Origin of the sequence: Paraburkholderia sp. RL17-347-BIC-D, from assembly GCF_046027915.1 — a bacterium.
GTDB lineage: Bacteria > Pseudomonadota > Gammaproteobacteria > Burkholderiales > Burkholderiaceae > Paraburkholderia.
Genome location: NZ_JARESS010000002.1, coordinates 449,860 through 472,612 on the forward strand (window position 1 = coordinate 449,860; position 22,753 = coordinate 472,612).

The 22,753-nt window shown below is 60.7% G+C and carries 21 protein-coding genes and 1 pseudogene; 10 read left to right on the forward strand and 12 right to left on the reverse strand.

All coding sequences use genetic code 11. From position 1 onward, the window contains the following. Positions 1–2 precede the first annotated feature (2 nt). Positions 3–1,331: an Nramp family divalent metal transporter gene (locus P0D96_RS05380; RefSeq protein WP_408249425.1), complete on the forward strand. Its 1,329-nt coding sequence runs from the start codon at positions 3–5 to the stop codon at positions 1,329–1,331. A gap of 159 nt (positions 1,332–1,490) precedes the next feature. On the opposite strand, the gene flhC is transcribed toward P0D96_RS05380, so the two are convergent. The 7 genes from flhC to P0D96_RS05415 form a co-directional block, all read right to left on the reverse strand. Continuing rightward, positions 1,491–2,060: a flagellar transcriptional regulator FlhC gene (gene flhC / locus P0D96_RS05385; protein ID WP_281001627.1), complete on the reverse strand. Its 570-nt coding sequence runs from the start codon at positions 2,058–2,060 to the stop codon at positions 1,491–1,493. A gap of 14 nt (positions 2,061–2,074) precedes the next feature. After that, on the reverse strand, positions 2,075–2,395 hold the full coding sequence (gene flhD / locus P0D96_RS05390; RefSeq protein ID WP_028194930.1) for a flagellar transcriptional regulator FlhD: 321 nt from the start codon (positions 2,393–2,395) through the stop codon (positions 2,075–2,077). A gap of 532 nt (positions 2,396–2,927) precedes the next feature. Then, positions 2,928–4,151 (reverse strand): YeeE/YedE family protein, encoded by a 1,224-nt coding sequence (locus tag P0D96_RS05395; RefSeq protein ID WP_408312272.1) that lies wholly within the window; start codon positions 4,149–4,151, stop codon positions 2,928–2,930. Positions 4,152–4,324: 173 nt separating this feature from the next. After that, positions 4,325–4,861, reverse strand: coding sequence for a GNAT family N-acetyltransferase (locus P0D96_RS05400; protein ID WP_408281178.1), 537 nt, complete (start codon positions 4,859–4,861; stop codon positions 4,325–4,327). A 72-nt stretch (positions 4,862–4,933) separates the two neighbouring features. Beyond that, on the reverse strand, positions 4,934–5,800 hold the full coding sequence (locus tag P0D96_RS05405) for a helix-turn-helix domain-containing protein (protein WP_459252699.1): 867 nt from the start codon (positions 5,798–5,800) through the stop codon (positions 4,934–4,936). Positions 5,801–5,964: 164 nt separating this feature from the next. Beyond that, complete coding sequence (locus P0D96_RS05410) at positions 5,965–6,267, reverse strand: addiction module antidote protein (RefSeq protein WP_132377695.1); 303 nt, start codon at positions 6,265–6,267, stop codon at positions 5,965–5,967. After that, positions 6,264–6,635, reverse strand: coding sequence for a type II toxin-antitoxin system RelE/ParE family toxin (locus P0D96_RS05415; protein ID WP_408312278.1), 372 nt, complete (start codon positions 6,633–6,635; stop codon positions 6,264–6,266). The genes P0D96_RS05410 and P0D96_RS05415 overlap by 4 nt, the downstream gene beginning before the upstream one ends. A gap of 274 nt (positions 6,636–6,909) precedes the next feature. Here P0D96_RS05415 and P0D96_RS05420 point away from each other — a divergent pair, with 274 nt between their 5' ends. The 6 genes from P0D96_RS05420 (at position 6,910) to P0D96_RS05445 (ending at position 9,817) form a co-directional block, all read left to right on the forward strand. After that, the gene (locus P0D96_RS05420; RefSeq protein ID WP_408312281.1) at positions 6,910–7,278 is read left to right on the forward strand and encodes a nuclear transport factor 2 family protein; all 369 of its coding nucleotides are present in this window, start codon (positions 6,910–6,912) and stop codon (positions 7,276–7,278) included. A gap of 25 nt (positions 7,279–7,303) precedes the next feature. After that, on the forward strand, positions 7,304–7,729 hold the full coding sequence (locus tag P0D96_RS05425) for a hypothetical protein (RefSeq protein ID WP_408312284.1): 426 nt from the start codon (positions 7,304–7,306) through the stop codon (positions 7,727–7,729). A 78-nt stretch (positions 7,730–7,807) separates the two neighbouring features. Beyond that, a complete protein-coding gene (locus P0D96_RS05430; protein WP_132377691.1) occupies positions 7,808–8,272 on the forward strand; it encodes an RbsD/FucU family protein in 465 nt (154 codons plus the stop codon). A gap of 155 nt (positions 8,273–8,427) precedes the next feature. Then, complete coding sequence (locus P0D96_RS05435; protein ID WP_408312287.1) at positions 8,428–8,835, forward strand: VOC family protein; 408 nt, start codon at positions 8,428–8,430, stop codon at positions 8,833–8,835. A gap of 213 nt (positions 8,836–9,048) precedes the next feature. Next, on the forward strand, positions 9,049–9,480 hold the full coding sequence (locus P0D96_RS05440) for a DoxX family protein (RefSeq protein ID WP_408174924.1): 432 nt from the start codon (positions 9,049–9,051) through the stop codon (positions 9,478–9,480). Between the two features lie 64 nt (positions 9,481–9,544). Next, a complete protein-coding gene (locus P0D96_RS05445; protein ID WP_408174922.1) occupies positions 9,545–9,817 on the forward strand; it encodes a hypothetical protein in 273 nt (90 codons plus the stop codon). Positions 9,818–9,933: 116 nt separating this feature from the next. On the opposite strand, the gene P0D96_RS05450 is transcribed toward P0D96_RS05445, so the two are convergent. Both P0D96_RS05450 and P0D96_RS05455 read right to left on the reverse strand, forming a co-directional pair. Beyond that, positions 9,934–11,409, reverse strand: a complete 1,476-nt coding sequence (locus tag P0D96_RS05450; protein ID WP_408312290.1) for an MFS transporter — start codon at positions 11,407–11,409, stop codon at positions 9,934–9,936. A gap of 775 nt (positions 11,410–12,184) precedes the next feature. Next, positions 12,185–12,310: pseudogene (locus P0D96_RS05455) on the reverse strand (DUF2471 family protein); the annotation flags it as partial. Between the two features lie 1,136 nt (positions 12,311–13,446). Between P0D96_RS05455 and P0D96_RS05460 the strand changes: the two are divergent. After that, positions 13,447–14,382, forward strand: coding sequence for an FRG domain-containing protein (locus P0D96_RS05460; protein WP_408312293.1), 936 nt, complete (start codon positions 13,447–13,449; stop codon positions 14,380–14,382). Between the two features lie 375 nt (positions 14,383–14,757). Here the strand turns inward: P0D96_RS05460 and P0D96_RS05465 are convergent, their stop codons facing one another. Both P0D96_RS05465 and P0D96_RS05470 read right to left on the reverse strand, forming a co-directional pair. Continuing rightward, positions 14,758–15,915, reverse strand: coding sequence for a hypothetical protein (locus P0D96_RS05465; protein ID WP_408312296.1), 1,158 nt, complete (start codon positions 15,913–15,915; stop codon positions 14,758–14,760). A 478-nt stretch (positions 15,916–16,393) separates the two neighbouring features. Further along, positions 16,394–18,190, reverse strand: a complete 1,797-nt coding sequence (locus tag P0D96_RS05470; RefSeq protein ID WP_408312299.1) for an alkaline phosphatase D family protein — start codon at positions 18,188–18,190, stop codon at positions 16,394–16,396. 1,444 nt (positions 18,191–19,634) lie between these two features. Here P0D96_RS05470 and P0D96_RS05475 point away from each other — a divergent pair. Together P0D96_RS05475 and P0D96_RS05480 are read left to right on the forward strand one after the other, a co-directional pair. Next, positions 19,635–20,429, forward strand: coding sequence for a hypothetical protein (locus P0D96_RS05475; protein WP_408312302.1), 795 nt, complete (start codon positions 19,635–19,637; stop codon positions 20,427–20,429). A 322-nt stretch (positions 20,430–20,751) separates the two neighbouring features. Further along, positions 20,752–21,912, forward strand: a complete 1,161-nt coding sequence (locus P0D96_RS05480) for an IS30 family transposase (protein ID WP_408312305.1) — start codon at positions 20,752–20,754, stop codon at positions 21,910–21,912. A 365-nt stretch (positions 21,913–22,277) separates the two neighbouring features. Here P0D96_RS05480 and P0D96_RS05485 read toward each other — a convergent pair. Next, positions 22,278–22,753 (reverse strand): alpha/beta hydrolase family protein (locus P0D96_RS05485; protein WP_408312308.1); only part of this gene is annotated, 476 nt, incomplete at its 5' end.

The following is a 22,753-nucleotide window of genomic DNA, read 5'->3' on the forward strand; positions in this document are numbered from 1 at the left end:
GATTGCAGTTCAAATTACCGACCACCGCAACGGCGCCGTTTTGCCCATCCGAAGTGCAAGGCTCGGTGGCCGTCTCGCAAGGCGCGCCTTTCTGGAAGAAAATCCTGCAGTTCGCAGGGCCCGGCCTGCTGATCTCGATCGGCTATATGGACCCGGGCAACTGGGCCACCGACATCGAAGCCGGATCGCGCTATGGCTACAGCCTGCTGTTCGTCGTCATGCTGTCGAGTCTCGCGGCGATGGCGCTGCAATGCCTGAGCATGCGCCTCGGCATCGCGACCGGACGTGATCTCGCGGCCTTGTCGAGCGCGCGTTATTCGCCGGCTGTGGCGCGCTTTCAATGGCTGCTCGCGGAGTTGTCGATCGTGGCGTGCGACCTGGCCGAAGTACTGGGCGGCGCGCTCGCCTTCCACCTGCTATTCAAATGCTCGCTGACCACCGGCGTCCTGCTGACCGCGTTCGATACGCTGATCGTGCTCGGCCTGAAGGGCAAGAACTTTCGCGACCTCGAAGCGATCATGCTCGGGCTGATCGCGACCATCGGCGTGGGATACATCATCGAGCTCGCGCTGGTGCAGCCGCATTGGCCGTCGGTCGCGCAGGGGCTGATTCCGTCGTGGCAGGCTTTGAGTTCGCGCGAACCCATGTATCTGGCAATCGGCATTCTCGGTGCGACCGTCATGCCGCATAACCTCTATCTGCATTCGTCGATTGTGCAGACACGCGCGGTGAAGCGCGACCCCGCCAGCATCCGCTCGGCGATCAGCATGTCGCGCATCGACACGATCGCCGCGCTGGTGCTCGCGCTGCTGATCAACATGGCGATCCTGATTCTTGCCGCCGCGGCGTTCCATGCCACCGGCCACAATCAGGTCACCGAAATCGAAGATGCCTACAAGCTGCTCGCGCCCATCGTCGGCACCGGTTTCGCGGCGGTGTTGTTCGCCGTGACCCTGCTCGCTTCGGGACAAAGCTCGACTTTCACCGGCACCGTGGCGGGGCAGGTCATCATGGAAGGCTTCCTGAAGCTGAAGATTCCGTGCTGGCAACGGCGCTTCATTACGCGGGCACTCGCCTTGATCCCCGCCCTGATCGGCGTGCAGATGATGGGCAATGGCGCGGTCGGCAAACTGCTGGTCGCCAGCCAGGTCGTGCTGAGCCTGCAATTGCCGTTCGCGCTTTATCCGCTGATCCGCATGACCAGCGACCGTTCGTTGATGGGCGAATTCGCCAACACGCTGCTGACGCGGTTCGTCGCGTGGACGCTGTTCGTGGTGATCAGTGCGGCGAATTTGTGGCTGGTGGTGCAGACGGTGGGATTGGCCGGCTGATCCGGCCTTTCGACGCGTGCCTTGTGCGGCCGCCGGCCGCTGGTTGCCCGCTGCCGACCGCCGCGGCGGAGAGGGGACGAAAAAAAAGTCCGCGCGGAGGCGGACTTTCTAATCAAGGCTTCGGTTCGAATCGGGCTGGACCTGCCCTCTTCGAGGTGATCACGCTGCTTGCGCGACCTGCGCTGCTTCGAGCGCTTCCTGGCGAGCCGCCGCGGCTTTCTTCGTCTTGCCGGCACGCGACGGCGGCTGGCATGCGCCACACACCACGTTGTGTTGCAGATCGTGCTTGTGCGCCACGAACTTGCCGGTGCAGCGGCAGCATTTGGTCAATTGCAGAATGTCGGCGTCGAAGAAACGCACCAGCGTCCACGCACGCGTCAAGTCCAGCACGGGTTCGGTTTCGCTGTGCTGGCAATGTTCCAGATACAGCCGATACCCTTTGGTCAGCGCATCCAGATGCGAGCAGCGCGCTTCGTTCTTCAGGAACAGGTAGGTGTTGTAGAACAACGACGCGTGGATGTTCGCCAGCCACGTCATATACCAGTCCGCCGAGAACGGCAGCATGCCCTTGGGCGGCGATACGCCCTTGACCTCACGATACAGGCGGATCATGCGATCGCGCGAGAGCGTCAATTCACTCTCGAGCACTTGCATGCGTGCGCCCAGTTCGATCAGCGCAATGGCGCGGAATACTTCCTGTGCGTCTTCCGTCAGGCTACGCTTGAGCATCGCAGTCACCTCGATTAAGCGAACTGTTCAGCCGGCTGGCCTGCAAGCAGGATCGCCGCGTGAGTCGGTGCAACGGCGGCGTGCTTCGTCGTTTGCGTCAACGCCGACAACATCGAGTGGTCGTTGAAGCGGAAGAAGCACAAAAGCTGATCGGAAGCGGCCAGCTTGACGATCTGCGCGAGCGACAGCCCGGCAAGCAAATCAGCCAGTTCCGACGACAATCCCAGCCGGAACATGCCGACCGGTTTGTCCTCGCGCAACATACGTTGCGCGAGCATGATGTAAGACAAGTTGATCTCGCGGATTGAATCCAGCGTCTCGCTGCTACGGTCCATTTCTGTGTTTTCCGAAGCCCCGAATTACTATGTCGGCATTTTTTGCCGTTATGTCTTTTGTGCCTCGCCGGAAACGTTGTCCTCCGGCTACTGTCACCGCCTGATACAGACAGCGACCTTTTGATACATCGCGTTACATTTCGTAACAGCTTGGGACGAATTGTATGAAGGGTAAAACAAGAAATCAATCCCTTCTCAAAAAAATATCTCAAAAAGATACATCAAATTTCGGTAACTCTTTCACGGTCCTGTAATAGCCGATGCCTAGCGAATTTTCCGCCATCGAGGATTTTTGTCTGATCCATGAAAACCCTTGTATGACGGGCGTTTCGTTCATTCGTATGAGCAAACGGCGCTGCCCGCAAGTCGGTCGGTAATTCCAGGTTAGCGCAGAAAGGAAATAGAAAGCGAGCTCAATATAGAGTAATAAATACCGCTGTAAAGCGCTGCTATGGGGACAAAACAGAGATGTAACAGGTTGGAGCGACCCCAGTTACAAACGGAGCCGCATTTGTAACTTCTTGCGTAACTTCTAGCAGCCGTTAGCGCGCACGCGTTCGACTTCGAGACCGAACGCCGGCCGCAGGCGTGTGCCCAGCACATTCCCGGCAAAGGCGGCGGCCAGCCACAGCCAGCCGTGCAAGCTGCCTGACACGATGCCGCTGAAGTAGGCGCCGATGTTACAACCGTAGGCCAGACGGGCTCCGTAGCCCAGCATCAGGCCGCCGACCACCGCCGCAATCAGTGAGCGCGCCGGCACTTTCCACACCGGTGCGTAACGTCCGGCCAGCGCCGCGGCCGCCATCGCGCCGAGCACGATGCCGATATCCATCACCGAGGTGACGTCGTGTGTAACAGGAGCGGCGAGGGAGCCCGCGTTGGCGTGAGCGGCCCAATACGGCCAGTTGGCCACGTCGATGCCGAGCACGGCAAAGAACTTGGCGCCCCAGAGCGCGAACGCCGACGTCACGCCCCACGGGCGCCCGGAGAGCGCTAGCGTCGCGAAGTTGAGCAGAACCAGCGCGATCGCGCCGACGAACAGCGGCCACGGACCGTGCAGCCACGGCGACGTATGCGGCTGGCGCGGCGGCTCATTGATCAGTTGGCCATGACGGCGCCGTTCGATCAGAACGGTAAGTGCCGCGATGGCCGCGAACATGACCAGGTTCAGCGCGATGGCCCAGCCCGCGCCGAGCGCGGTCACCAATGAGAGCGGCTTGAGCGACGGCAAGGCGGTCCAGAACGGCATGTGCGCGGTCGCGACGACCGAGCCGATAACGAATGCCGCCAGCGTAACGATCATGCGGGTGCTACCGCCACCCACGGTGTACAACGTGCCGGACGCGCAGCCACCGCCCAATTGCATGCCGATACCGAACATGAACGCCCCGACCAGCACGGACGTGCCCGCCGGCGCGACGAGCCCGACGACCGGATGGCCGAACAGCGTGCCGGCCTGTAGCGCCGGAAAAAACAGCAACACACCGAGCGCGAGCATCAGCATCTGGGCGCGCAGGCCGGCGCCGCGGCCGTCGGCGATAAAGACCCGCCACGCCGACGTGAAGCCGAATGCCGCATGGTAAAGCGACATGCCGAGCAGGGCGCCGACAAGATAGAGCGCCGCCTGGCGGCCGCTGACCGTCTGCGCCAGATAAATGGCGCCGAGCGCGATCAGAACGAGGGCGGCGCCGAGCGGTTTCGGATTGATATCGAAACGGCGTGGCACACGCGGGAGCGAAGTGGAGAGGTCGGACATGTGTGAGTTGACTGACAAGCGACGGGTCGAAGGCAGCCCGATGACGGCTGGATAGCCACTGTCGGGGCGGGTATGGCGAAAAGGTAGTCAAAAAAGATAGCACGGATCGCGTGCTGCGGCAGGGCGGTTGAATGAGAGTGACGAGGGGCGATACCCGCCGCGCCCAGTATCGACTAGATAAACAGCGCCATCAGATCCGCATCATGAAACACACCGCCCACATTCAGCGCGCCGACCTCGCAGCCATATCTGCGAAAGCCGAACGACTCGTACAGTTTTCTCGCAGCTTCGTTGCGGCTGCCGACCAGCAACTGGATTTGCCGTAGACCTTCGACGCGCGAGGCCCGCGCCAGCAACTCGTTGAGCAACGCGCGCCCAACGCCGCGGCCCGCGGCTTCCGGGGCGACATACATGCCGATCACCGCGGCCTTGTGCCGCTGCTTCTCGCTAGGGTTGCGGATCAGGCCGACCACGCCGATCAATGGTGTTCCAGCCGATGCGTAAGCGCCGAGCAAAAAATCGCCTTCGGCCGCACGCGAGCCCTTCAGCATTGCCTCGTGTTGTGACGCACCTTTGGCGAGCGCTTCCTCGTAACTCTGGCCGAACGAATCCGGATGCGCCATCAACCCACGCAGGCGAAGCTGGAAGTAGTCGTCGCGGTCATTCGGACCGAGTTGGCGTACGAGTACGGCGTTGTCGTTCAAGTGCATCTCTCCGCGTAAATCAGCGAGTGAAAGGACAAAGGTTCGATGCAGGAGTGTGCCTCGTCTTCTACTGTCGGGCTACGGTTGGCGTGCTGCCTCGGCGCGTTGGCTTTCGCCGAATTCGCGCAGTGCCGCCGCGGTTTGCTGATCGGCCGGAAAGAAAGCCTCAATGGCGAGCTCCGAGAGTGTCACGTCCACCGGTGTGCCGAACACCGTGGTCGTGCTGAAAAACGACAGCACGCCGATCGGCGTGCGCAGCCGCAGCGGCACCGCGATCTGATTGACGGCGGCGTTGTCGTGCTCGGCCGCTTCCGCGTCCGGCGGCGCGGGATAGGTGGCCAGCTCCTCGCGCAGCGCGCTCAGCGTGTCGTCGCCGCTCACGTCGATTTGCCGCTGCAGCCGAGCCAGTATGTGCTCGCGCCAGGCATGCCAATTGACGATCGACGCCGCGATGCCCTCCGGATGCAAGCTCAGGCGCAGCGCATTGACCGGCGGCTTCAGCAGTTCCGGACTGGCGCCGGTCAGCAGAGGCGCGAGCGCGTTGTTCGCGGCAATGATGGTCCAGTGCCGGTCGATGGCGAGCGCCGGGTAGGGCTCGTGTCCCTTCAGCACCAGGTCGACGGCCTCGCGCGCGGCGGCCAATTGCGGATCCGATAGTGGACGCTCCCGGAACAGCGGCGCGTAACCGGCCGCGACCAGCAGCGCGTTGCGTGCTCGCAGCGGCACGTCGAGCCGTTCAGCGAGATGCATGACCATTTCCCGGCTCGGCACCGCGCGGCCCGATTCGACGAAGCTCAAATGCCGGGTCGAAATATCGGCTTCAGCCGCAAGCAGCAACTGGCTCATTCTTCGCCGCTGACGCCATTCACGCAGCAGATCGCCGACTGTGCGGCTGGCCGCCGGCGCATGCGACGGGACGGTTTGCGCAAGAGAGAGTGTGTTCATGCCACCGATGATAGCCAAACCGCGCCAGCGATCCATTACCTGGGAGGTAATGGAATACCCCGGAATACACCCGGCCACGCCTACGAAACCCCGGAAACGCGTCTGATAGCAAAGCAATCCAACGTACTGGTGAACTGCGGCACCGGCAGAACGGCAAACGCGATTCAGGCCGCCGCCGCACCTTCCGGCACCGCGTTGAGTTTGACGCCGAGCGCGCGCAGCAATTTGAACACCGTGTCCATGCGCGGTTTCGAACCGGGCGCGAGCGTTTTGTAGAGGCTTTCGCGCCCGAGTCCGGCGTCTGCCGCGACTCGGGCGATACCGCGCGCTTTGGCGATGTCGGCGATAGCGGCGAGCAGGACGTCGGCGTCGCCGTCTTCAAGCGCTGCGTTGAGATACTCGGCAATCGCTTCCTCGCTATCGAGGTAGTCCGACGCGTCGAACCGCGCGGTTTTGATCTTGCTCATGACAGTTCCTCTCTGATTGCTGCCCACATTGTTTTGGCATGCTTGATATCGGCCGGCTGGGTGGACTTGTCACCACCGCAGAGCAGCAGATACACCATGCGCCCTTCACGCGCGAAGTAGACCCGATACCCCGGTCCGCAGTCGATGCACATCTCGGATACACCGTCTTCCAGCAATTTCACGTCGCCGAAATGCCCGCGTTCCGCACGCCGGATCCGCACGAGTATCTTTGCCCTCGCTCGTAAATCCGCGAGCCGTGCAAGCCAGGTGTCGAATTCCTCGGTGCGGTTGACCGTGTACACAGGTGGTGAACCGATCTGTTGAGAATTGTATCCGTGTGGATACGGTTTTGCAAGTGTGAAAACCATATTGAAAAGCGCCCCCGTGTCCGTGTCGGTCGAGTACGTCGTATGCCGCGCGCCGCGCCGCGCGGCCCCATTCGCCACACGAGGTTAGCGGCTGCCGCCGCGGCTGACGACTCGGCCGGATGGCCAATTCGACGGACAACGAAACGCGCGCGAATGCTTACCTCCCGCGTAATCGACGCACCGCGCCCAAGCCGTCAATCTTCACTCCGAGCCCGCCGCATACAACCTGTCTGCCGAGCGTAGTGCTCAGTCATGCCAACGAAGGAGTCTCAAGATGAACGCGCATACCGATCTGATCGACCGTTATTTCGACGCCTGGAACGAAACCGACGGCGCGCGCCGTCGCGAGTTGATCGCCGCGACATGGAGCGCCGACGCCGACTATCGCGACCCGCTGCTGGCAGGCGCGGGCCACGACGGCATCGACGCGATGATCCGCGCGGTGCACGAGCGCTTCCCGCATCACACGTTTCGCCGTACGGGCCAGGTCGACGGCTTTGCCGACCGGCTGCGTTTCGCATGGGAACTGACCACGCCCACGGGCGACGCGATCGTGAAGGGATCCGACTTCGGCGTGGTCGATCCGCATGGACGCTTGCGGGCCGTCACCGGCTTCCTCGACCAGGTGCCGGACGGCGCCTGAGCACCGTTTTTTTACGGAGACAATCATGCACGAGCCCGCCGCTGCCACGGCACCCCAAACGGCCATCGCGTTGGCGCGCCTGTCGGGCGCCGTCGACACGCTGTCCAGCGCAATCGCCGGCTTCGCGCTGCTCGCCGGTGCGCGTGCCTTCATGTTCATCGCGCTGCTGGGCTGGCGCGAGCCGGTGTTGGGCGGCGCGGGTCTCGTGCTGCTGGCGGTGGTCGGCTGGCTGCGCTGGCAGTGCGGCGCAGCCGAGTCTCTACCGGCGATGCGAAACGTCCGGCCGACGACTCGCTCCGGCAACGCAACGTGCAGCCGCCACGCGCCACCCTCGACGAATGGCCGCGACGTTGCTTGCTACAATCGTCCGCTGGAATGCGATTCGACGCGCGGACACGCTTTGGTCGAGCCGGGCAGTTGCTGCTTCGGCCCGACACGAACGCGGGCGTGAACTGCTCGCTTCGCGCGACCCGATAACCAACGTCCAAACCTCGGCGGCCAACCGCCAATCGGACTACAAGGAGACACCGTGCTGAAGAATCTGGACCCGCTGCTGAATGCCGACATACTGCATGCGCTGCGCGCGATGGGCCATGGCGACGAACTCGTCATCTGCGACGCCAATTTTCCCGGCGACTCGGTTGCGCGTGAGAGTGTCCTCGGCAAAGTGCTGCGCCTCGACGGCGTGAGTGCGCCGCGCGCGATTCGCGCGGTGCTGTCGGTGATGCCGCTGGACACGTTCATCGAGCATCCCGCGTCTCGCATGGAAGTGGTGGGCGAGCCGCACACGATTCCCACCGTGCAGCGCGAGGCACAGGTCGAGATCAACGCAGCGGAAGGACGCGATGTGCCGTTCGCGTCGATCGAGCGGTTTGCGTTTTATGAGCGGGCGCGCAAAGCGTATTGCGTGATCGCGACCGGTGAAGAGCGCGGCTATGGTTGCTTCGTCTTCACGAAGGGCGTTCTGCTCGCGCCGGACGCGCCTCAGTCGTAACTTTCGTCAGCGCCATCGCGGCGCAATGCCGTGCGCGCAACGTGCCGGCCCGCGCACGCGAATCTCGCGCACGTGCTAACTTTTCGTCTGACCGCCGTCGGCTGATCAGCCTGATCCGCCACGGCGCATCGCCTGACATCAGGGTGACGCAAACCATGACCTTCTCGATAGACAGTCTCGATCATCTCGTTCTGAACGTCGCCGACGTGGAAGTCAGCGCGGCGTGGTACGCACGTATGCTCGGCATGCGGCGAGCCGAGTTCGAGTCGCGCACGGGCACGCGGGTGGCGATGTTTTACGGCAATCAGAAGATCAATCTGCGTCCCGCGACCGCCGATACCGTCGCGTGGTTCACTGGCCGCGAGCCGGTGCCCGGCAGCGCCGATCTGTGTTTCGTCACGACCACGAGCCCGGCCGAGGTCAAGGCGCATTGGCTCGCCCAAGGCGTCGAAATCGAGGCCGGACCGGTGGAGCGCGACGGCGCGCGCGGCAAGATGACCTCAGTGTATTGCCGCGATCCGGACGGCAATCTGATCGAAGTCGCAACGTATCCTCAAGCATAAACACGGCGGCGATTCCGCCGTCGGCATGCACCGCGGACGCTAACGAGCGGATCGCTCGGACACCTTTTCCCTTCCCGACATGCGGCGCGTCCCGCGCCGCTCATTCTGGTCCGAGCTAGGAAAAGGCGGCCAAACCGCCTATTGTCAGGTGCAAAGTCGGGAACTGCGGGCTGCCGGCGGGGTCTGCTGCTTATTCATTTACAGGAGCCCCTCATGTCGCGTCCCGTCGATTCCGGCGTTATCCTCATCGCTCGTATTGCCCTTGCCGTGCTGTTCCTGTGGGGCGGTGTGATGAAGCTGCTGGGCTATGCGGGGTTTGTCGGCTACCTGCATTCGAAGGGCGTGCCGTTCGTGCAGGTCGCCGCGCCGATTGCTACGGCGGTCGAGGCGCTCGGCGGTCTGCTGCTGATCGTCGGCTTCAAGGTGCGCCCGCTCGCGCTGATCCTGGCGGTGTACGCGGTGGCGACGGCGGTGCTGGGCCACGATTTCTGGAATGTCACCGACGCCGCCTTGCAACGCGACATGGTCATCCATTTCTGGAAGAACATCGGCATTGCCGGCGGTTTCCTACTGTTGTTCGTGACGGGCGCGGGGCGTCTCAGCATCGACGGTGCGCGAGCGCCGCGTGGCGGACTCGGGCTTTGACACGGCAGTTGAGGTAGTCTGTGCGGGTCGCTTTCGATTCTGGCTGTAACCAAGGGAGCAAATAATGATTCAAAGTTTTGAGCAAACCATTGGCGGCAACGTCATGCAGTTGTGCGCGAGTCTAGGTGAAGGGCCCACGCCGCATCGGGTGATCATCAGCCTGGCTGATTCGGCGAAGACACTGGTGGTTCTGGATGCGTCCGGGTTCATCAGCACGATCAAGGCCGAGATCGAGGAGCCGGAAAAACTGATCGCCGACGCCATCGCCAAAGCGCGAGACGAAGGGCTGATCGAGCGCGCAATCGACACCGGCACGATCCAGGAAGCGTCGCTATAAGCCACGCAGTACAGGGTTGTAGCGCGCTACAGCCGGACTGCAGGTAATCACCCCCGCCATGCGCAAGCATCGCGGGGGTCGATTTTTTGTGCGCGCGATATCGGGAGGCGCCGCACTCAGCGCGATTCGCTGGCCCGTTCGCGACATGCAGGGCGACGCGCGGAGTCCGACGACTGCGGTTGCGGATGCACGAAGCAGCTCAGCACGCCGCCGATCGCCAGCAAGCCGACCGAGAGGGCAGTCGATGCCCGCATGCCCGAGACGATCTGCGTGGCGGCCGCGCCGCTCGCCAACGCGCCGAAGGCCGCCACGCCGACCGCGCCCCCTGCCTGCCGGGCGGTATTCAACACGGCGGACGCCGTGCCGGCCCGCGCCGCATCCGTCGAGGCGAGCACGGCCGTGGTCATCGCCGGGACCGCGAGGCCCATGCCGGACGGAATCAGCAGGAACGGCAGCAGCAGACCGATGAGCGGCGTGCCGGCGTCGACGAAATGCAACAGGCCATAGCCGAGCCCGGCCGTGATCGCGCCCGCGATCATCGGCACGCGCACGCCGAAGCGGCCGACCACCCAGCCGCTCGCCACGTTCGACAGCAGAAAGCCGCCCGTCAGCGGCAGGAAGGCAAGGCCCGCCTGCAACGGCGTATAGCCGCGCACGCGCTGCAAATACAGGCTCAGCACGAACACCATGCCGTAGTAGGTCAGATTCACGCAGATGCCGAACAGCACCGCCACGCTGAACGAGCGCTTGCTGAAGAGCGAGAGCGGCAGCATCGGCGCCGCGACGCGCGATTCCACCACGATAAAGGCGCCCGCTGCGATGAGCGCCAGCACGAAGCCGCCGGCCACGAGCGGGTGACCGAGCCCCAGCGGCCGCCATTCGATCACAGCGGCGACGAACGCGGTCAGCGCGACGATGGCCAGACACTGGCCACTCAGATCGATGCCGCGCGGCTTCGTGTCGGAACGAGCGGCTGCCGCCGCTTGCGGGCCTTGACGCGTCGTGGCCTCGGGCCGTCGCACCCAAAGCAGGGTGGCCAGAAAGCCGGCGGCGCAAATCGGCAGATTGACGAGAAAGATGCTGCGCCAGCCGAACGCCGCGATCAGCAGGCCGCCGGCCACTGGCCCCGCCGCGATCGCAATCGCGCCCGCCGCGGTCCACAGACCGACTGCGCGAGCCCGCAGTTTGGGATCGTGTCCGTACGACTGATTGAGCAGCGCCAGCGAGTTCGGCAGCATGGCGGCGGCGCCGATGCCTTGCACTGCGCGCGCGGCGACCAGCGTGGTCGCGTCGAGCGCGAGGCCGCAGGCGAGCGACGCAAGCGCGAACAGCACGATGCCGGCCGCGTACAGGCGTCGCGCGCCGAAGCGGTCGCCGAGCGCGCCGGCTGACAGCATCAGCACGGCGAACGCGAGCGTGTAGGCGTCGACGACCCATTGCAGGCCCGCGACATTAGCATGCAGATCCGCACCGATTTTCGGCAACGCGATGTTGACGATGGTCACGTCGAGTTGCGTGACGACGAAGCCGACACTGACCGTCGCAAGAACACGGCCGAGTGCCGACGAGTGGGGGGAATTTGAGGAGTTCATGCTGGTGACGTGCAAACGAAACCTGTTATAGATTAACCTTGTAACATATTGATTATTAACGAATATGGTTTGAATTGAGTTTGGGGCTCGAAAAATAAATCTGACCTAGACGTCGCACACTTCTTCTCGCAATAGACAAACAAAACCTGTTCTGTTGAAAATGGACAGCGGTGTCTTGCTGAGTCTCCCTACCCATTCAGCAGCAAACGGTCGGCCTGAACGACTGGACAAATGGTGGTTGCAGCCCCACGCCTACAATGTAGATACGCAAAGTTGCGCAAATTCGTCCCAAGAGGCTTTCTCAAGTGGACGATTATGAGACGTCATTAGCCGGAACATTTCCAGCCGTCCTGAAACTTGGAATCCGCGAAAATGGGGGAGGGGCAGTTCGGTGCTTTGACCGTCGGATAGACTATTGATCCCGCGCTGACACGGGTGCGCTGCACAGTGCAGGCGCTGGGCAAGTCGCAGATGATGACAACTGGACACGTGTTCAGAAGCAAGTCAACCAAGACCTGGTGGACGCACATCGTACATTGGGAGCGATCGGCCACCAGGCTGTAGCTGAACAGGTCGAGCGGGGAAACTGTTCCCGCGTCGGGCTTGGATGCGCAGAGCGGTGTTGCGCTGCTTCGCCTCATCCGCAGAGAGCGACGCTGAACCTGCTAGCCGCAATTCGGCCATTGGCCAGACTCCCGAAGATTGGACGATGGGCTTTGGTGGTCTGCGTCAACGGACGAATTAGACGGCCAGATTCGAATGCGCCATCGGCGCATTAGTCCTGGGTGGCCACATTGGCAGCGTCGGCCAGCACCAGTGCGCGCACGAACAGGTACACGGCTGGCAGGTTGTCGTCGTCACGCCGCCAGTCGACGGGTTCGTCGAGATCCATCGCCGCAAGTCAATTCGCACTATGCAGGGCCCGGCGGAAAGAGAAGGCGGCGATCGATGTCGATGCGCAATCTATCGTGGGTACCAGATGCGGCTGACGCCCACTTTGCACGATCACGGAAGCGCGAGATGAGCGTCTACAAAGATGTCGCCTGCATAAAGTCGGGAGCGCAATTATTGATGGTGGTATGGCATCAGCAACTTTTGTGGTCACTGGACCGGACTTGATTCTACGTCGGCAATCCGGCGGATTACTGACGGTGGCGGCATTGAGCAGCTGGACGGCGGCTTCCCGCATTTGCAAACTCGCACTCTCGGTTAGGGTTATCGACGTCTGCCCTCATTCACACGGCGGTGCATGTGTCGCGGCGCGTGTGGGCAGGCTCGAATCACCCTAACCGACCTGAGCCGGTTGCCGCTGGGCCCGCGCGGGCCATGAAGAGAGTCGTTCGCCCCCGCCGTCGCCCGGACGTCTGAGGGGCGCCGTGGCTGAAGCTGGTCGTCGACACCTGCGCGGGCAAGCGGCGGCCTTCGGGGCGTTAACGCCGAGGACCTTTGAAATACATAGGGTTTATACCTATTCCGATAACTCTCAAATGTTCTGCGAGAGCTTAATCACAAGCCGCCTCCGGCTGCATCGAAGCGCGCAGATCAATCTGCGCGTTTTCGCTTTTTCGAAAACCGTCCTACTGTGCCTGCATTTAGCTCCGAGCGATGTCCGCTTCCGGGTCGACTTCTATCGACCGCATCGGCAGTGGTCGGCGATACTCCGCCGCTCACGCGCGGTTTGCGAGTGGCCGCCCACGAGCGCCCACCTGCCGTTCGGCAGGCGGTCGCAAGTCGAAGATAAATAACAGTCAGGGCCGTATCAAGCGTTGTCGAACCGGCGAACAGACCGTTTCGAGCGTGAGTGCCATTAGAATCGACGTGCCGACACTGAGCGAAAAGAGAAATGAACGGACAATGGCTGGGTACCAAGTACGCTACCGCGCACGGTAACGACGGTAATCTCATCGTCAATCTGGTCGCGTTGGCGAAACCTACGAGGGGCTGATATTTAATTGGCCGATCAATCCACCACATCTATGTAGCGCCGTTCACATTCGCGTTGCGGCGCACGAGAACCCGTTCGCTACCGAAGGAGCGTTGCTGGCCTATACGGGGCAGGTGGATGTTCCATTTCCGTTTATCGACAGTAGCCTGTATCTCTCGCAAGTCACAAAGACACCGCAGTCGGCAACGCGTCGAGTCTACATCGAGGGCGACTGGCACCACGATCGCATGCGCCTGTCGTACACGACCGACTTGGGAGACACCGGGCACGCTGTCGTTCGTCGAATGGGCACGGGCCAAGAGAGCACGCTCAAGGCGCCCGTCCTTAGTTGGCAGAGCATCAAGGATGAGTTCTTCAGGATGCCATATCGCAAGCATATCTTCAGGGGGCAATCCGATTCGCGCTGGCCACTACGATCCCTTTTTCACAGGGAAGGGCGAGCAGAACTCTACCGCTATACGCAGCAAGATGTGACGATGATGTATCGAAGGCTAAGCGGGGCACTATCTCAGCCGTTGGACATAGTCTCAAACGAGGGTCGTGGCGCATTTCTCCACTTGCTACAGCACCACGGTTACCCTACGCCGCTTTTGGACTGGTCGTTTTCCCCGTTCGTCGCCGCCTTTTTCGCGTTCAGGCGACACGGCCGCGTTGCCGGAGGAGGCAAGGACGGCCACGTGAGAATATACAAATTCGACCATGAAGCGTGGACCAGCACTATCGAATCAATTCCGATGCTGGCAACACCGCGGAGCAATCTCTCGTTTCTCGAATTTCAGACTCAGAACAATCCGCGCGCTATTCCTCAACAAGCGCTGTCGAGCGTGACCAGTGTTGACGACATGGAGAGCTACATCGCGCTTTGTGAGAAGAGATTCAACCGCTCTTTCCTTGAGGCGTTCGACATACCGGTATCTGAAGCATCGGCGGCTCTCTCCGACTTACGCTTGATGGGTATCACAGCGGGGTCGCTCTTCCCAGGCATAGATGGGGCCTGTGAGGAAGTTCGGTCATTGCGCTTCCCGTAAATTCCACTGATAATCCGCGCGCTTTAGCGGATGCACGGTCGCATTTATCGTGGGAGTAGAGGCGTGCGAAAAATCGTGAAGTAGCCCGCCTTTGCCAATTTGGTCAGCGGCGGACGGACCACGCCCGGCTGCTCACTTCCGCCTTTCAGACATTGGCGGCCCGCAGCTGACCGGCAGTTGAGGGTCGAGTTCGGTCTTCTGTGCGATGTGCACTTGGGAATTCAGGCGCGCGGGGCACCGGGCAGTGAGCACCTGCCGCTCGTCCGATGGCGCGATGCGCCATTCAGATGTCTGCTTCGCCCATAGAACGGCCGTGTCTGCCCCGGTCACGCGACAGCTGAAGATGTGCTATTCAACCAGCAGTAGTATGTTGGCTCATAGTTCGGAAGTCAGCTCCCCTACCATTTCTTCAAATTGAACAGGATATTTTGCGCGCACGGCATCTAGTTCGGGGTCGGTTAGCAGGAGATTCGCCCAATGTCCGCGCCCGTGAGAAGTATCTGGATTATGTATCGCGCGGGAGACAGTTTCATTGCACCAGCGCATTGCCTCAAAATCATGTCTGGCTTGGCTGTTCACATCAGCCTTGAACCAATCCCCATAAAGGCAAGCAAGATTGAATGATCTAGCGGGACTACGAATTTTCCGGCCAACGTCCAAATCTTCGGCCTTGAGCATTGCGCTTCGAGCGTCTTCCCATGCACCCTGATACAGGTGAAGTCTGCCGTGGACGGCTTCCACCCAACTTTCGAGCCGTGTATGTCCAAGCTTTCTGGAATGTTTTCGCGCTTCGTCGAGGTTGAAAAGCAAAATGCCCTTCAATTTCTTGGTGACATCAGGCTGTTCCAGCTTGGGTGCTCTCACGATTTTTGCAAATTCGTGCTCGATGATTTTTACTTTTTCACCTAGATCAAGTGCATCAATGATTCTTTCGTTTAAAAATTCTTTTTGCTTTTCAAGTTCGTCGATTTGTAGAATCCGGGCTTCCTCAAGTGAGGCGATACGTTCAGCATGTTCCCTTCGTAAGGCGATCCGTTGTTCCACCGCTTTGGATAGCTCGTCGCTCAGCTTCTTAACTTCCGCTTCGCTGTCCGACTTGATCCTGTTGAAGTCAATCTGAGCCTGATTCAGCTTTTCGGTAAAGTCTTTATAAGAGCGGAAGCCAATGTAGCCGAACACGAGCACCACGATACCGGCAATCCAAGTTGCCACGGTATACATGTTTGCTAACGCCGTAACGGTATGCTCTTCCGTTTTCAGCATCTGGTCTGCGGCCGGCATTGATAAGGTTGCGGGTGTCTGCACGCCGCTCGCCGCGGATTGCGATGTCTGGGCCGAGCATGCCGGTAAGATCAGACACGTCGACAAGATCCAAGCAACAAACCACGTCGTGAAGAGCGACAGGACACGGCTCGGCGTGAAAATATCGGTTTTCCTGTCTTGAAGGCAGATCACGGCCACCCACCTGACCGTCGCTTCCATCTTTCGGGTGAGGATGTCGTTCAGTCGATCGACGCGGGTGCGGGGACTCACGAGCGCGCTTACGAACTCCGCCTGAAGTAATTCCCTGCGACCCTTGGTCACTGCGCCCGGAAGCTGCCGTGATCGAAAGTACGCTTAGCTTGTAGTTCACCCTTGCAGTCTCGGTTAATGACCCGCGAATGTAAGAAGCGACCTCAAGCTGCATCAGGATCGAGGACGCCGAAACTTCAGCTAACGTCCATGACATGCTGGACGAACTAGAAATGCGAACAGCCGTTGTACCTTGCAAGCCGCCTTCGCAAGCGCTCAGTGGCGACTGACCGTTGAGGGGCCGAACCTGGACCTGTTGCGTTCAGTTATAGCAAGGCCGACTCAACGTCTGCTCTCTTGTAAAGCGTATGGTTCTGAGCGGTCGATTTTTTCGGTAGCTGATTGCAAAAGCCAGGAAGCGACTTTTTCAACAGTACCGGCCGACTGCCGTCGTCCGGCGCCCGTATAGTCCGGCGCCTTGAGCCAAGAGAGCGCAACTTCATCCGCCGCCGTCGGCCGCAGCGGAGCGCGCGGGATGGACCGCCAGCATGTGGCTCGAAAACCCTTTGTCCCGCTCGAGTCGCCACGTCGCCCACAGGCATTTCGTCGGCTCGTCGAGTTCGATCGCAAGCCAGTTCCGGCGCGGCGCGAGACGCGTTCCCGCGCCGGGCAGTTCCATCATCTGCAGCCGATGCTCGGAGTCGACCACCTCGCCGGCTTTCGCTTTGTGCTCCATGTAGGACAGAAAGAAGCAATCCGCGACGCCCGAAGGCGCCGGATGAACGACCGCCGAACTCGTGAGCTGATTGAGTCTGCGCGCGTTGTTCGTGGTCGCATCGTTCGCTTCAATCACGCCCCACGCGGCCACATGAACGTCGCCGGACACCATCGTCACGCGACGCTTGCGCGGGCCGTCCGCAAAGGTGATCAAGTTTCGAACGAGACGTTTGCGCTGGCCTTCATGATCGTCGTTGGACCAGTGATCGCGGACGTCGTCGGACAAACCTTTTGTGACGCTTTCGTGCGACATACCGACGCTGAAGATCGCTTCGGCGAGGCGGATCTTCGGATGTGCAATCGGCACGCTGCTGATGAACAGCAGATGCTCGACCGCATCGGGTAGCGTCTTGAGCCATTGCGTCATCGCGTCCCACGTCGCGCCACCGATCACCTGCATTTGTGAGCGTTCAGTGCGCAGATCCGGCACGAGTAGAGCGAGCGATCCGAAAACTCCCGCATGCGAAAACCCGGGCTGCTGCGGCAAAAACAGCGGAGCGTACGGGTCTTCCTTCATTACCTTGTTCCAGTCGATCGGATCGAAGCGCGGAAGTCGCGTCGGATGATCCGGAAGCGCCAGCGGCGGCAGCAGTTCATCGGGCATCTGCAACTGGTATACCCAGAAGTTCCGGCGTGCCGCCTCGAACAGTGCGCGAAATACGGGGCTCGCCTGCAGTTCCGGACTGTAGGAACCCCAGCCGTCAAAAATATCGTGGTCGTCCCACATGATCAGCGTGGGGATCGTCGCGAGCGCGCACGCGACATCGAGTGTGCCGTCATACGCATTCACAGGCCACGGCGCCTTGCCGCGCGCATAACGCCACCGGTTGATATACAGCTCGAAGTAGTAGCGCTCGATATCGTCGGCCAGTTTCGCGTCCACCGCGAAGCCTGGCTGGTCCGCGACCGGCAGATTGCTCCAGTTCTTGAGCGCTTCGATGTCGTCCCAGATCGAATCCATGTAGATCTGGTCGCCGCCCATCAGCATCGCGTGAAAGCGCAGCGGGATGCCTTTGTCGAACAATACGGAATTAACCCATGCCTGATGCTCGTCCCAGTCGCGCTCGTGTGCCTTGAGCAGCGCGCCGTCGTGATTTGTAATCAGGTCGGACCAGACATTCTGCGCGCCGTGTTGCAGATCCTTGATCGCGTTCGCCGACGAAAATCCGTTGCACGACACGTAATTGAAGCGCGGTGCCTCGTCGACTGCGGGAACAGGAAAGCGCCACGTTGCCGTGCCACCGAACGAATACGTGACGACCTGCTCTTTAGCCAGTTGCTTGACCGGGATCGCGTAGCGCAGCACCTGCACGTCGTTTGTTTTCCGCAGCGGGCGCGGCACGCTCGGATCGGCCTTGCCGTTGACCGTGAGCTTTGGCGGCACGGCGTCAGCGCGAATGACGATCAGCGCCGTGACACGCCACACCGCCGGCGCATCGGGCGTCGCGGCCCGCAGGCCGAGCACCGGGCCCATCAGCAGATCGTCCTGCGCAGGTGCCTTTCTCTTTGCGGTGGCCATTCTTCACCTCGTCGTGTTGCCGTCGCAGGGTCGCGCTCGTGATCGGGCCGGTCGGACGGCGGGATGGACGCGCGCCTCAGTGACGCGGTTAGTCGATGAAGATTAGTGCAGCGCGCGGCGATGCACGCATCAGGACGAACCCTGACAAATGCCTTTCCGTCGCAAGCCACGATGGCTTCTTGAAAAAGCTGGCATATTTTTGCAGCAAGGGCAGGGAAATGCTTTACTCACAAAGTGGTACGTGCCTTCCTACTCCGCGCTTTTTACAGGCGGTTTCGCCGTCTCACAGCCAAGGACATCGAAAAGACTGATGAGGATATTGAGGACTTCAATAGGCTCGGCGGGAGTGGCCGCATGGACCGCGTGGCCTGACCAATCAGTGACGGTCGACCTGCAGACAGCACGCATGTGTGAAAGCCACGTGGTGCTTTCAACGCCATCGGCGTGAATGGTTCAATGACCGAAAAGGACGATGAGCAGGGAGTCGATCAGCGTGGCTGGATGTCCGTTAGACTTTGGAAGCGGGCACTGCGGACGAGACGCTCGGATAGGCAGACAAGGGCCGTCCTGAGTCGGTCAACGTGCGGCTCAGTGCGGCCATGGAGAGTCGTTCGCCCGGACGTCTGAACGGCGCCGGGGCTGAAGCTGATCGTCGACACCTGCGCCGGCAAGCGGCGGTTTTCGGGTCGTTGTCGCCGAGCGCCGTTTTTTTACACCAAGGGTTTGTACCTCCGACAACTTTCAATTGTTCTGCAAGAGCTTAATCACAAGCCGCCTCCGGCCTAGACTGAAAGCATTGAAACGTAAACGGGCCTTGCTTTAGACCGCGGGTGTTCTGTAGTTGCAATGCATTGAAGCGCGCAGATCAGTCTGCGCGTTTTCGCTTTTCGAAAACCGTCCTACTTTGCCTGCATTTAGCAAGCGAGCGATGTCCGCTTCGGGGTCGGCTTTTATCGACCGCATCGGGCAGCAGTCGGCCAATCGTGGCCGTTCACCTGTGCGGCCATGCGGACATACGAACGTCCTGTTTGGCCAGACAACGGCCCCCCACCTGTCAATCATACGCATCGCGTATTAGGCCGGAATGGACGTTTTAGGCGGTAACCAGCACCGAAGCGTTGCGGGCGCTGTACCTGCGCTACCTGCTGTGAGAGGTGCCGCAGTTCGGTCGAAGAGCCGCTTCAGAATCTGAACAGGCGACTAATTTGTAGCGCCATTTTTTTCTTTGCATGGCAAGTTCAGCTACTACTCCGTTTGAGCTTGATGAGAGCACAATAACGGCATCACCCAGCGGAGGAACGAAATGGCTTGGCACGAGATTGCGCGTCTCTTGCTCAAGGCCGGCTTCATCTAGTCTCTATGGGAGTTTGCCGTGGCCGCCGGAGAAGCGTGGATGACGTCTCGTACGCGCGACACCACTGTCTAAAGGCACTCCATCCCTCAAATGTCAAGCGCACCAATCGCATGGAACGTGACCGCTTGTGTCTCGTCTTATCTCTTTTTCTGTGTTCTCGCGGCAGATCCAAAGCGTGAAGCGGTGTTCTACATCGGCAACCGCTGGTACGGCATCGGCGTGGCCAGCAAACCTTCTCGAGATCCGACCTTCAAGATTTTTGGTGCTGGCGGCCTCTTTTGGACCATGCTGCTGATGGGCGCTGTGAAGTTCAATCCGCAATACTGTTCGTTACGTCCGGTGCATTTCTTTTCATGGGAGACCCTGTTTGCTGCAGTCACGATCATGCTTTCGGGGAAGGTGCTTTTCGGACCGGCGATGCATGTTAGCAAAACTATTAAGCTGGTAGGAGGCCACAAGACGTTTGCCCAGCCCATCAGCTTCAGGATCTACGACGCTTTAAGCATTTTGCCTGCAAACTTGACGGCCAAGTACAGTTGGGAGTTGATAATCGTATCGACCATGACAGGCATCGTTTGGTTGTTCGGAATGAAGCCGTCTCCCGGTGACGTCATTCCGCTTCCATTGGCACTCGCGTGGGGCTTGGCTTGTTTCGGCAAAGTGGCGGCTTTTATTCTCCATAAAAAGCCAGCCGAGACGCTGCAATTGCTGTACTTCGCCGCAACGATACTTGTAGGTGGTGTGATGTGGCAACTTTGCGAGGACATGTTGAAAGGGTGCGGTGCAACTTCAGGACGCGTTCCTTCTTATGAGACGCTCGCAGCCGGAATGTTTAGTTGGCCATTCGCAGAGTCTATAGGTGCACTCTTCAGCACGATCTTCTGAGATGAGAGCGAAAGCCCGTGTTCGAGGCGGCGTGCCGATGGCTAACGGAGTTGCTGGGCTTGGACGCGCCTGACTTGAAAACAGCCCTTCGCTTCCTGCGCCTTAAACGCATGGCTCGGGTCGGCAAATGCCTGCCACCCCGGTTGAGAAGACTCATTAATTGACAGTGAGAACTGCCATTCGCCAACACCGATCTGCGAACGGCAGCAACCAACCTTCTGCCGACGCACCGCTACCAATCGCCGAACGTCGGCTTTGGATTGCGGATTCAACCGGTCGATGCAACACAATAGAAGCTGTATGAACAGCAGGAGTGTTGCAGATGAAACAGAGACCCCGGATCTATTACAGCGAGAGCCAGAAGGCGCTGATGTGGGAGCGCTGGCGCAAAGGCGATACGCTTCATCAGATCGCCCAACTGTTCAATCGCAACCACTCATCAGTGCAGGGAGTTCTGGCGCAGACTGGAGGCATTCAACCTGCACCGCGTCACCGATCAAGGCTGGCGCTGACCCTTGCCGAGCGCGAGGAGATCTCGCGCTCAATGGCAGCAGGTGAATCGATCCGCACTGTCGCCACGCGACTTGGACGCGCTGCGTCCTCCGTTAGTCGGGAGATCAGACGAAATGGCGGAAGTCAGGGTTATCGGGCGAGTCAGGCGGACCGGCTTGCCTGGGATCGAGCGCGGCGCCCAAAGGAATGCAAGCTCGTCTGGAACCGGACGCTCGCTCAGGTCGTCGCAAGCAAGCTGCAGTTACAGTGGTCGCCTGAGCAGATTGCGGGTTGGCTCAAGCAGGCGTATGCGGTTAACAGGGATTATCTGGTGTCACACGAGACGATCTATCGGAGCCTCTATATACAGGCTCGTGGCGCACTAAAAAAGGAACTGCTGGAGCATTTGCGGCGTCCTCGAGCCATGCGCCGTTCACGCCATTACACGGCGAAAACGGAGGAGCGCGGCAGAATCTGCGATGCCGTATCGATCAGCGAACGCCCTGCCACCGCGGAGGATCGCGCGATACCGGGCCACTGGGAAGGTGATCTGGTGTTTGGCAGCGCAAACAGCCAGATAGCGACTCTGGTCGAACGTCAAACCCGGTTTGTGATGCTGGTGAAAATCGACGGCAAGGATACAGAAACCGTCATCAACGCGCTGATCAGGCACGCTGGCAAGCTTCCCGACGAACTGTACAAATCGCTGACCTGGGACCGGGGCAAGGAGATGGCTGACCATAAGCGTTTCACCGTGGCGACCGACATCAAGGTCTACTTCTGCGATCCGCACAATCCGTGGCAACGTGGCTCGAAAGAAAACACCAACGGGCTCCTGCGACAGTATTTCCCTAAAGGAATCGATCTCTCTGTGTATTCGCAGGCAAAACTCAATGCCGTCGCCAGGCGGCTCAACGAACGTCCAAGGAAAACTCTAAACTTCGATACACCAGCTGAGCGATTCCAGCAAATCGTTGCATCGACCGGTTGAATCCGCAGTCGATTTCGGGCGACCGCGTCGGGCAGTGACCGGCCAATGCGTGTCGTTCGACGCTCCGCCAGTCTGGCGCCGCCCGCACCCCTAAGCGGTCACTCACGGATCGACACCGACGCCGGAGGCCTGTCGGCCAAATCAAAGCAGATGCCCTACGCGATTTCCGGGGCGGATCACCGCAAGTGGATCTGACAAATTCACTCACTCGGCACTGGGAACACGTCGCTGACGCGACAGGTGTCGCTTATCGTGGCTATGCCAGAGACCAACTCCGGATAGCAAAGGGATTGAGCGGGCGAGTGCAGCACGGCGAATTCGCCGGCTCGCCGTCCCGACTCTGCTACAAGCATTCCTGCGCTTGCTCAGGTAACGGGCACGAACTCTCCTTCGGCGAAGAACCACGCCGACATCGTCCGTGCCAGTTCGAGCACAACCTCCACGTCGGTCCGGCCGGAGGACGCGCGCACGTGGAACGAATGATCTGCGTCGTCCACCACATGCAGCGTGGCGCGTGACCCCAGCGTCCCGACGACCGACCTCAGCAGGTGAAGCTCGGCCAGCTTGTCGCGCGTGCCCTGCAGGAAGAGAATCGGCACCGTGACGTCCGCCAGGTGCCGTGCCCGCTCCACGCCGGGCGCGCCCGCCGGGTGCAGCGGGAACGCGACGAAAGCGAGGCCACGCACGCCGTCCAGCGGGGAGATGGCTTGGGCCTGGGACGTCATGCGGCCGCCGAACGACCTACCGCCCGCGAAGAGCGGCAGGGCAGGCAACCGCCGGCGGGCCTCTGCGACGGCTGCCTGCACGGCAGCATGTGCCACGGCCGGCGAGTCCACCCGCT

Bases quoted from the DNA above. Each gene is read 5' to 3' on its own strand.
- flhC (WP_281001627.1), bottom strand. From the start codon at position 2,060: ATGCTCAAGCGTAGCCTGACGGAAGACGCACAGGAAGTATTCCGCGCC.
- flhD (WP_028194930.1), bottom strand. From the start codon at position 2,395: ATGGACCGTAGCAGCGAGACGCTGGATTCAATCCGCGAGATCAACTTG.
- P0D96_RS05395 (WP_408312272.1), bottom strand. From the start codon at position 4,151: ATGTCCGACCTCTCCACTTCGCTCCCGCGTGTGCCACGCCGTTTCGAT.
- P0D96_RS05400 (WP_408281178.1), bottom strand. From the start codon at position 4,861: ATGCACTTGAACGACAACGCCGTACTCGTACGCCAACTCGGTCCGAAT.
- P0D96_RS05405 (WP_459252699.1), bottom strand. From the start codon at position 5,800: ATGAACACACTCTCTCTTGCGCAAACCGTCCCGTCGCATGCGCCGGCG.
- P0D96_RS05410 (WP_132377695.1), bottom strand. From the start codon at position 6,267: ATGAGCAAGATCAAAACCGCGCGGTTCGACGCGTCGGACTACCTCGAT.
- P0D96_RS05415 (WP_408312278.1), bottom strand. From the start codon at position 6,635: ATGGTTTTCACACTTGCAAAACCGTATCCACACGGATACAATTCTCAA.
- P0D96_RS05420 (WP_408312281.1), top strand. From the start codon at position 6,910: ATGAACGCGCATACCGATCTGATCGACCGTTATTTCGACGCCTGGAAC.
- P0D96_RS05425 (WP_408312284.1), top strand. From the start codon at position 7,304: ATGCACGAGCCCGCCGCTGCCACGGCACCCCAAACGGCCATCGCGTTG.
- P0D96_RS05435 (WP_408312287.1), top strand. From the start codon at position 8,428: ATGACCTTCTCGATAGACAGTCTCGATCATCTCGTTCTGAACGTCGCC.
- P0D96_RS05440 (WP_408174924.1), top strand. From the start codon at position 9,049: ATGTCGCGTCCCGTCGATTCCGGCGTTATCCTCATCGCTCGTATTGCC.
- P0D96_RS05445 (WP_408174922.1), top strand. From the start codon at position 9,545: ATGATTCAAAGTTTTGAGCAAACCATTGGCGGCAACGTCATGCAGTTG.
- P0D96_RS05450 (WP_408312290.1), bottom strand. From the start codon at position 11,409: ATGAACTCCTCAAATTCCCCCCACTCGTCGGCACTCGGCCGTGTTCTT.
- P0D96_RS05470 (WP_408312299.1), bottom strand. From the start codon at position 18,190: ATGGCCACCGCAAAGAGAAAGGCACCTGCGCAGGACGATCTGCTGATG.
- P0D96_RS05475 (WP_408312302.1), top strand. From the start codon at position 19,635: ATGTCAAGCGCACCAATCGCATGGAACGTGACCGCTTGTGTCTCGTCT.
- P0D96_RS05480 (WP_408312305.1), top strand. From the start codon at position 20,752: ATGAAACAGAGACCCCGGATCTATTACAGCGAGAGCCAGAAGGCGCTG.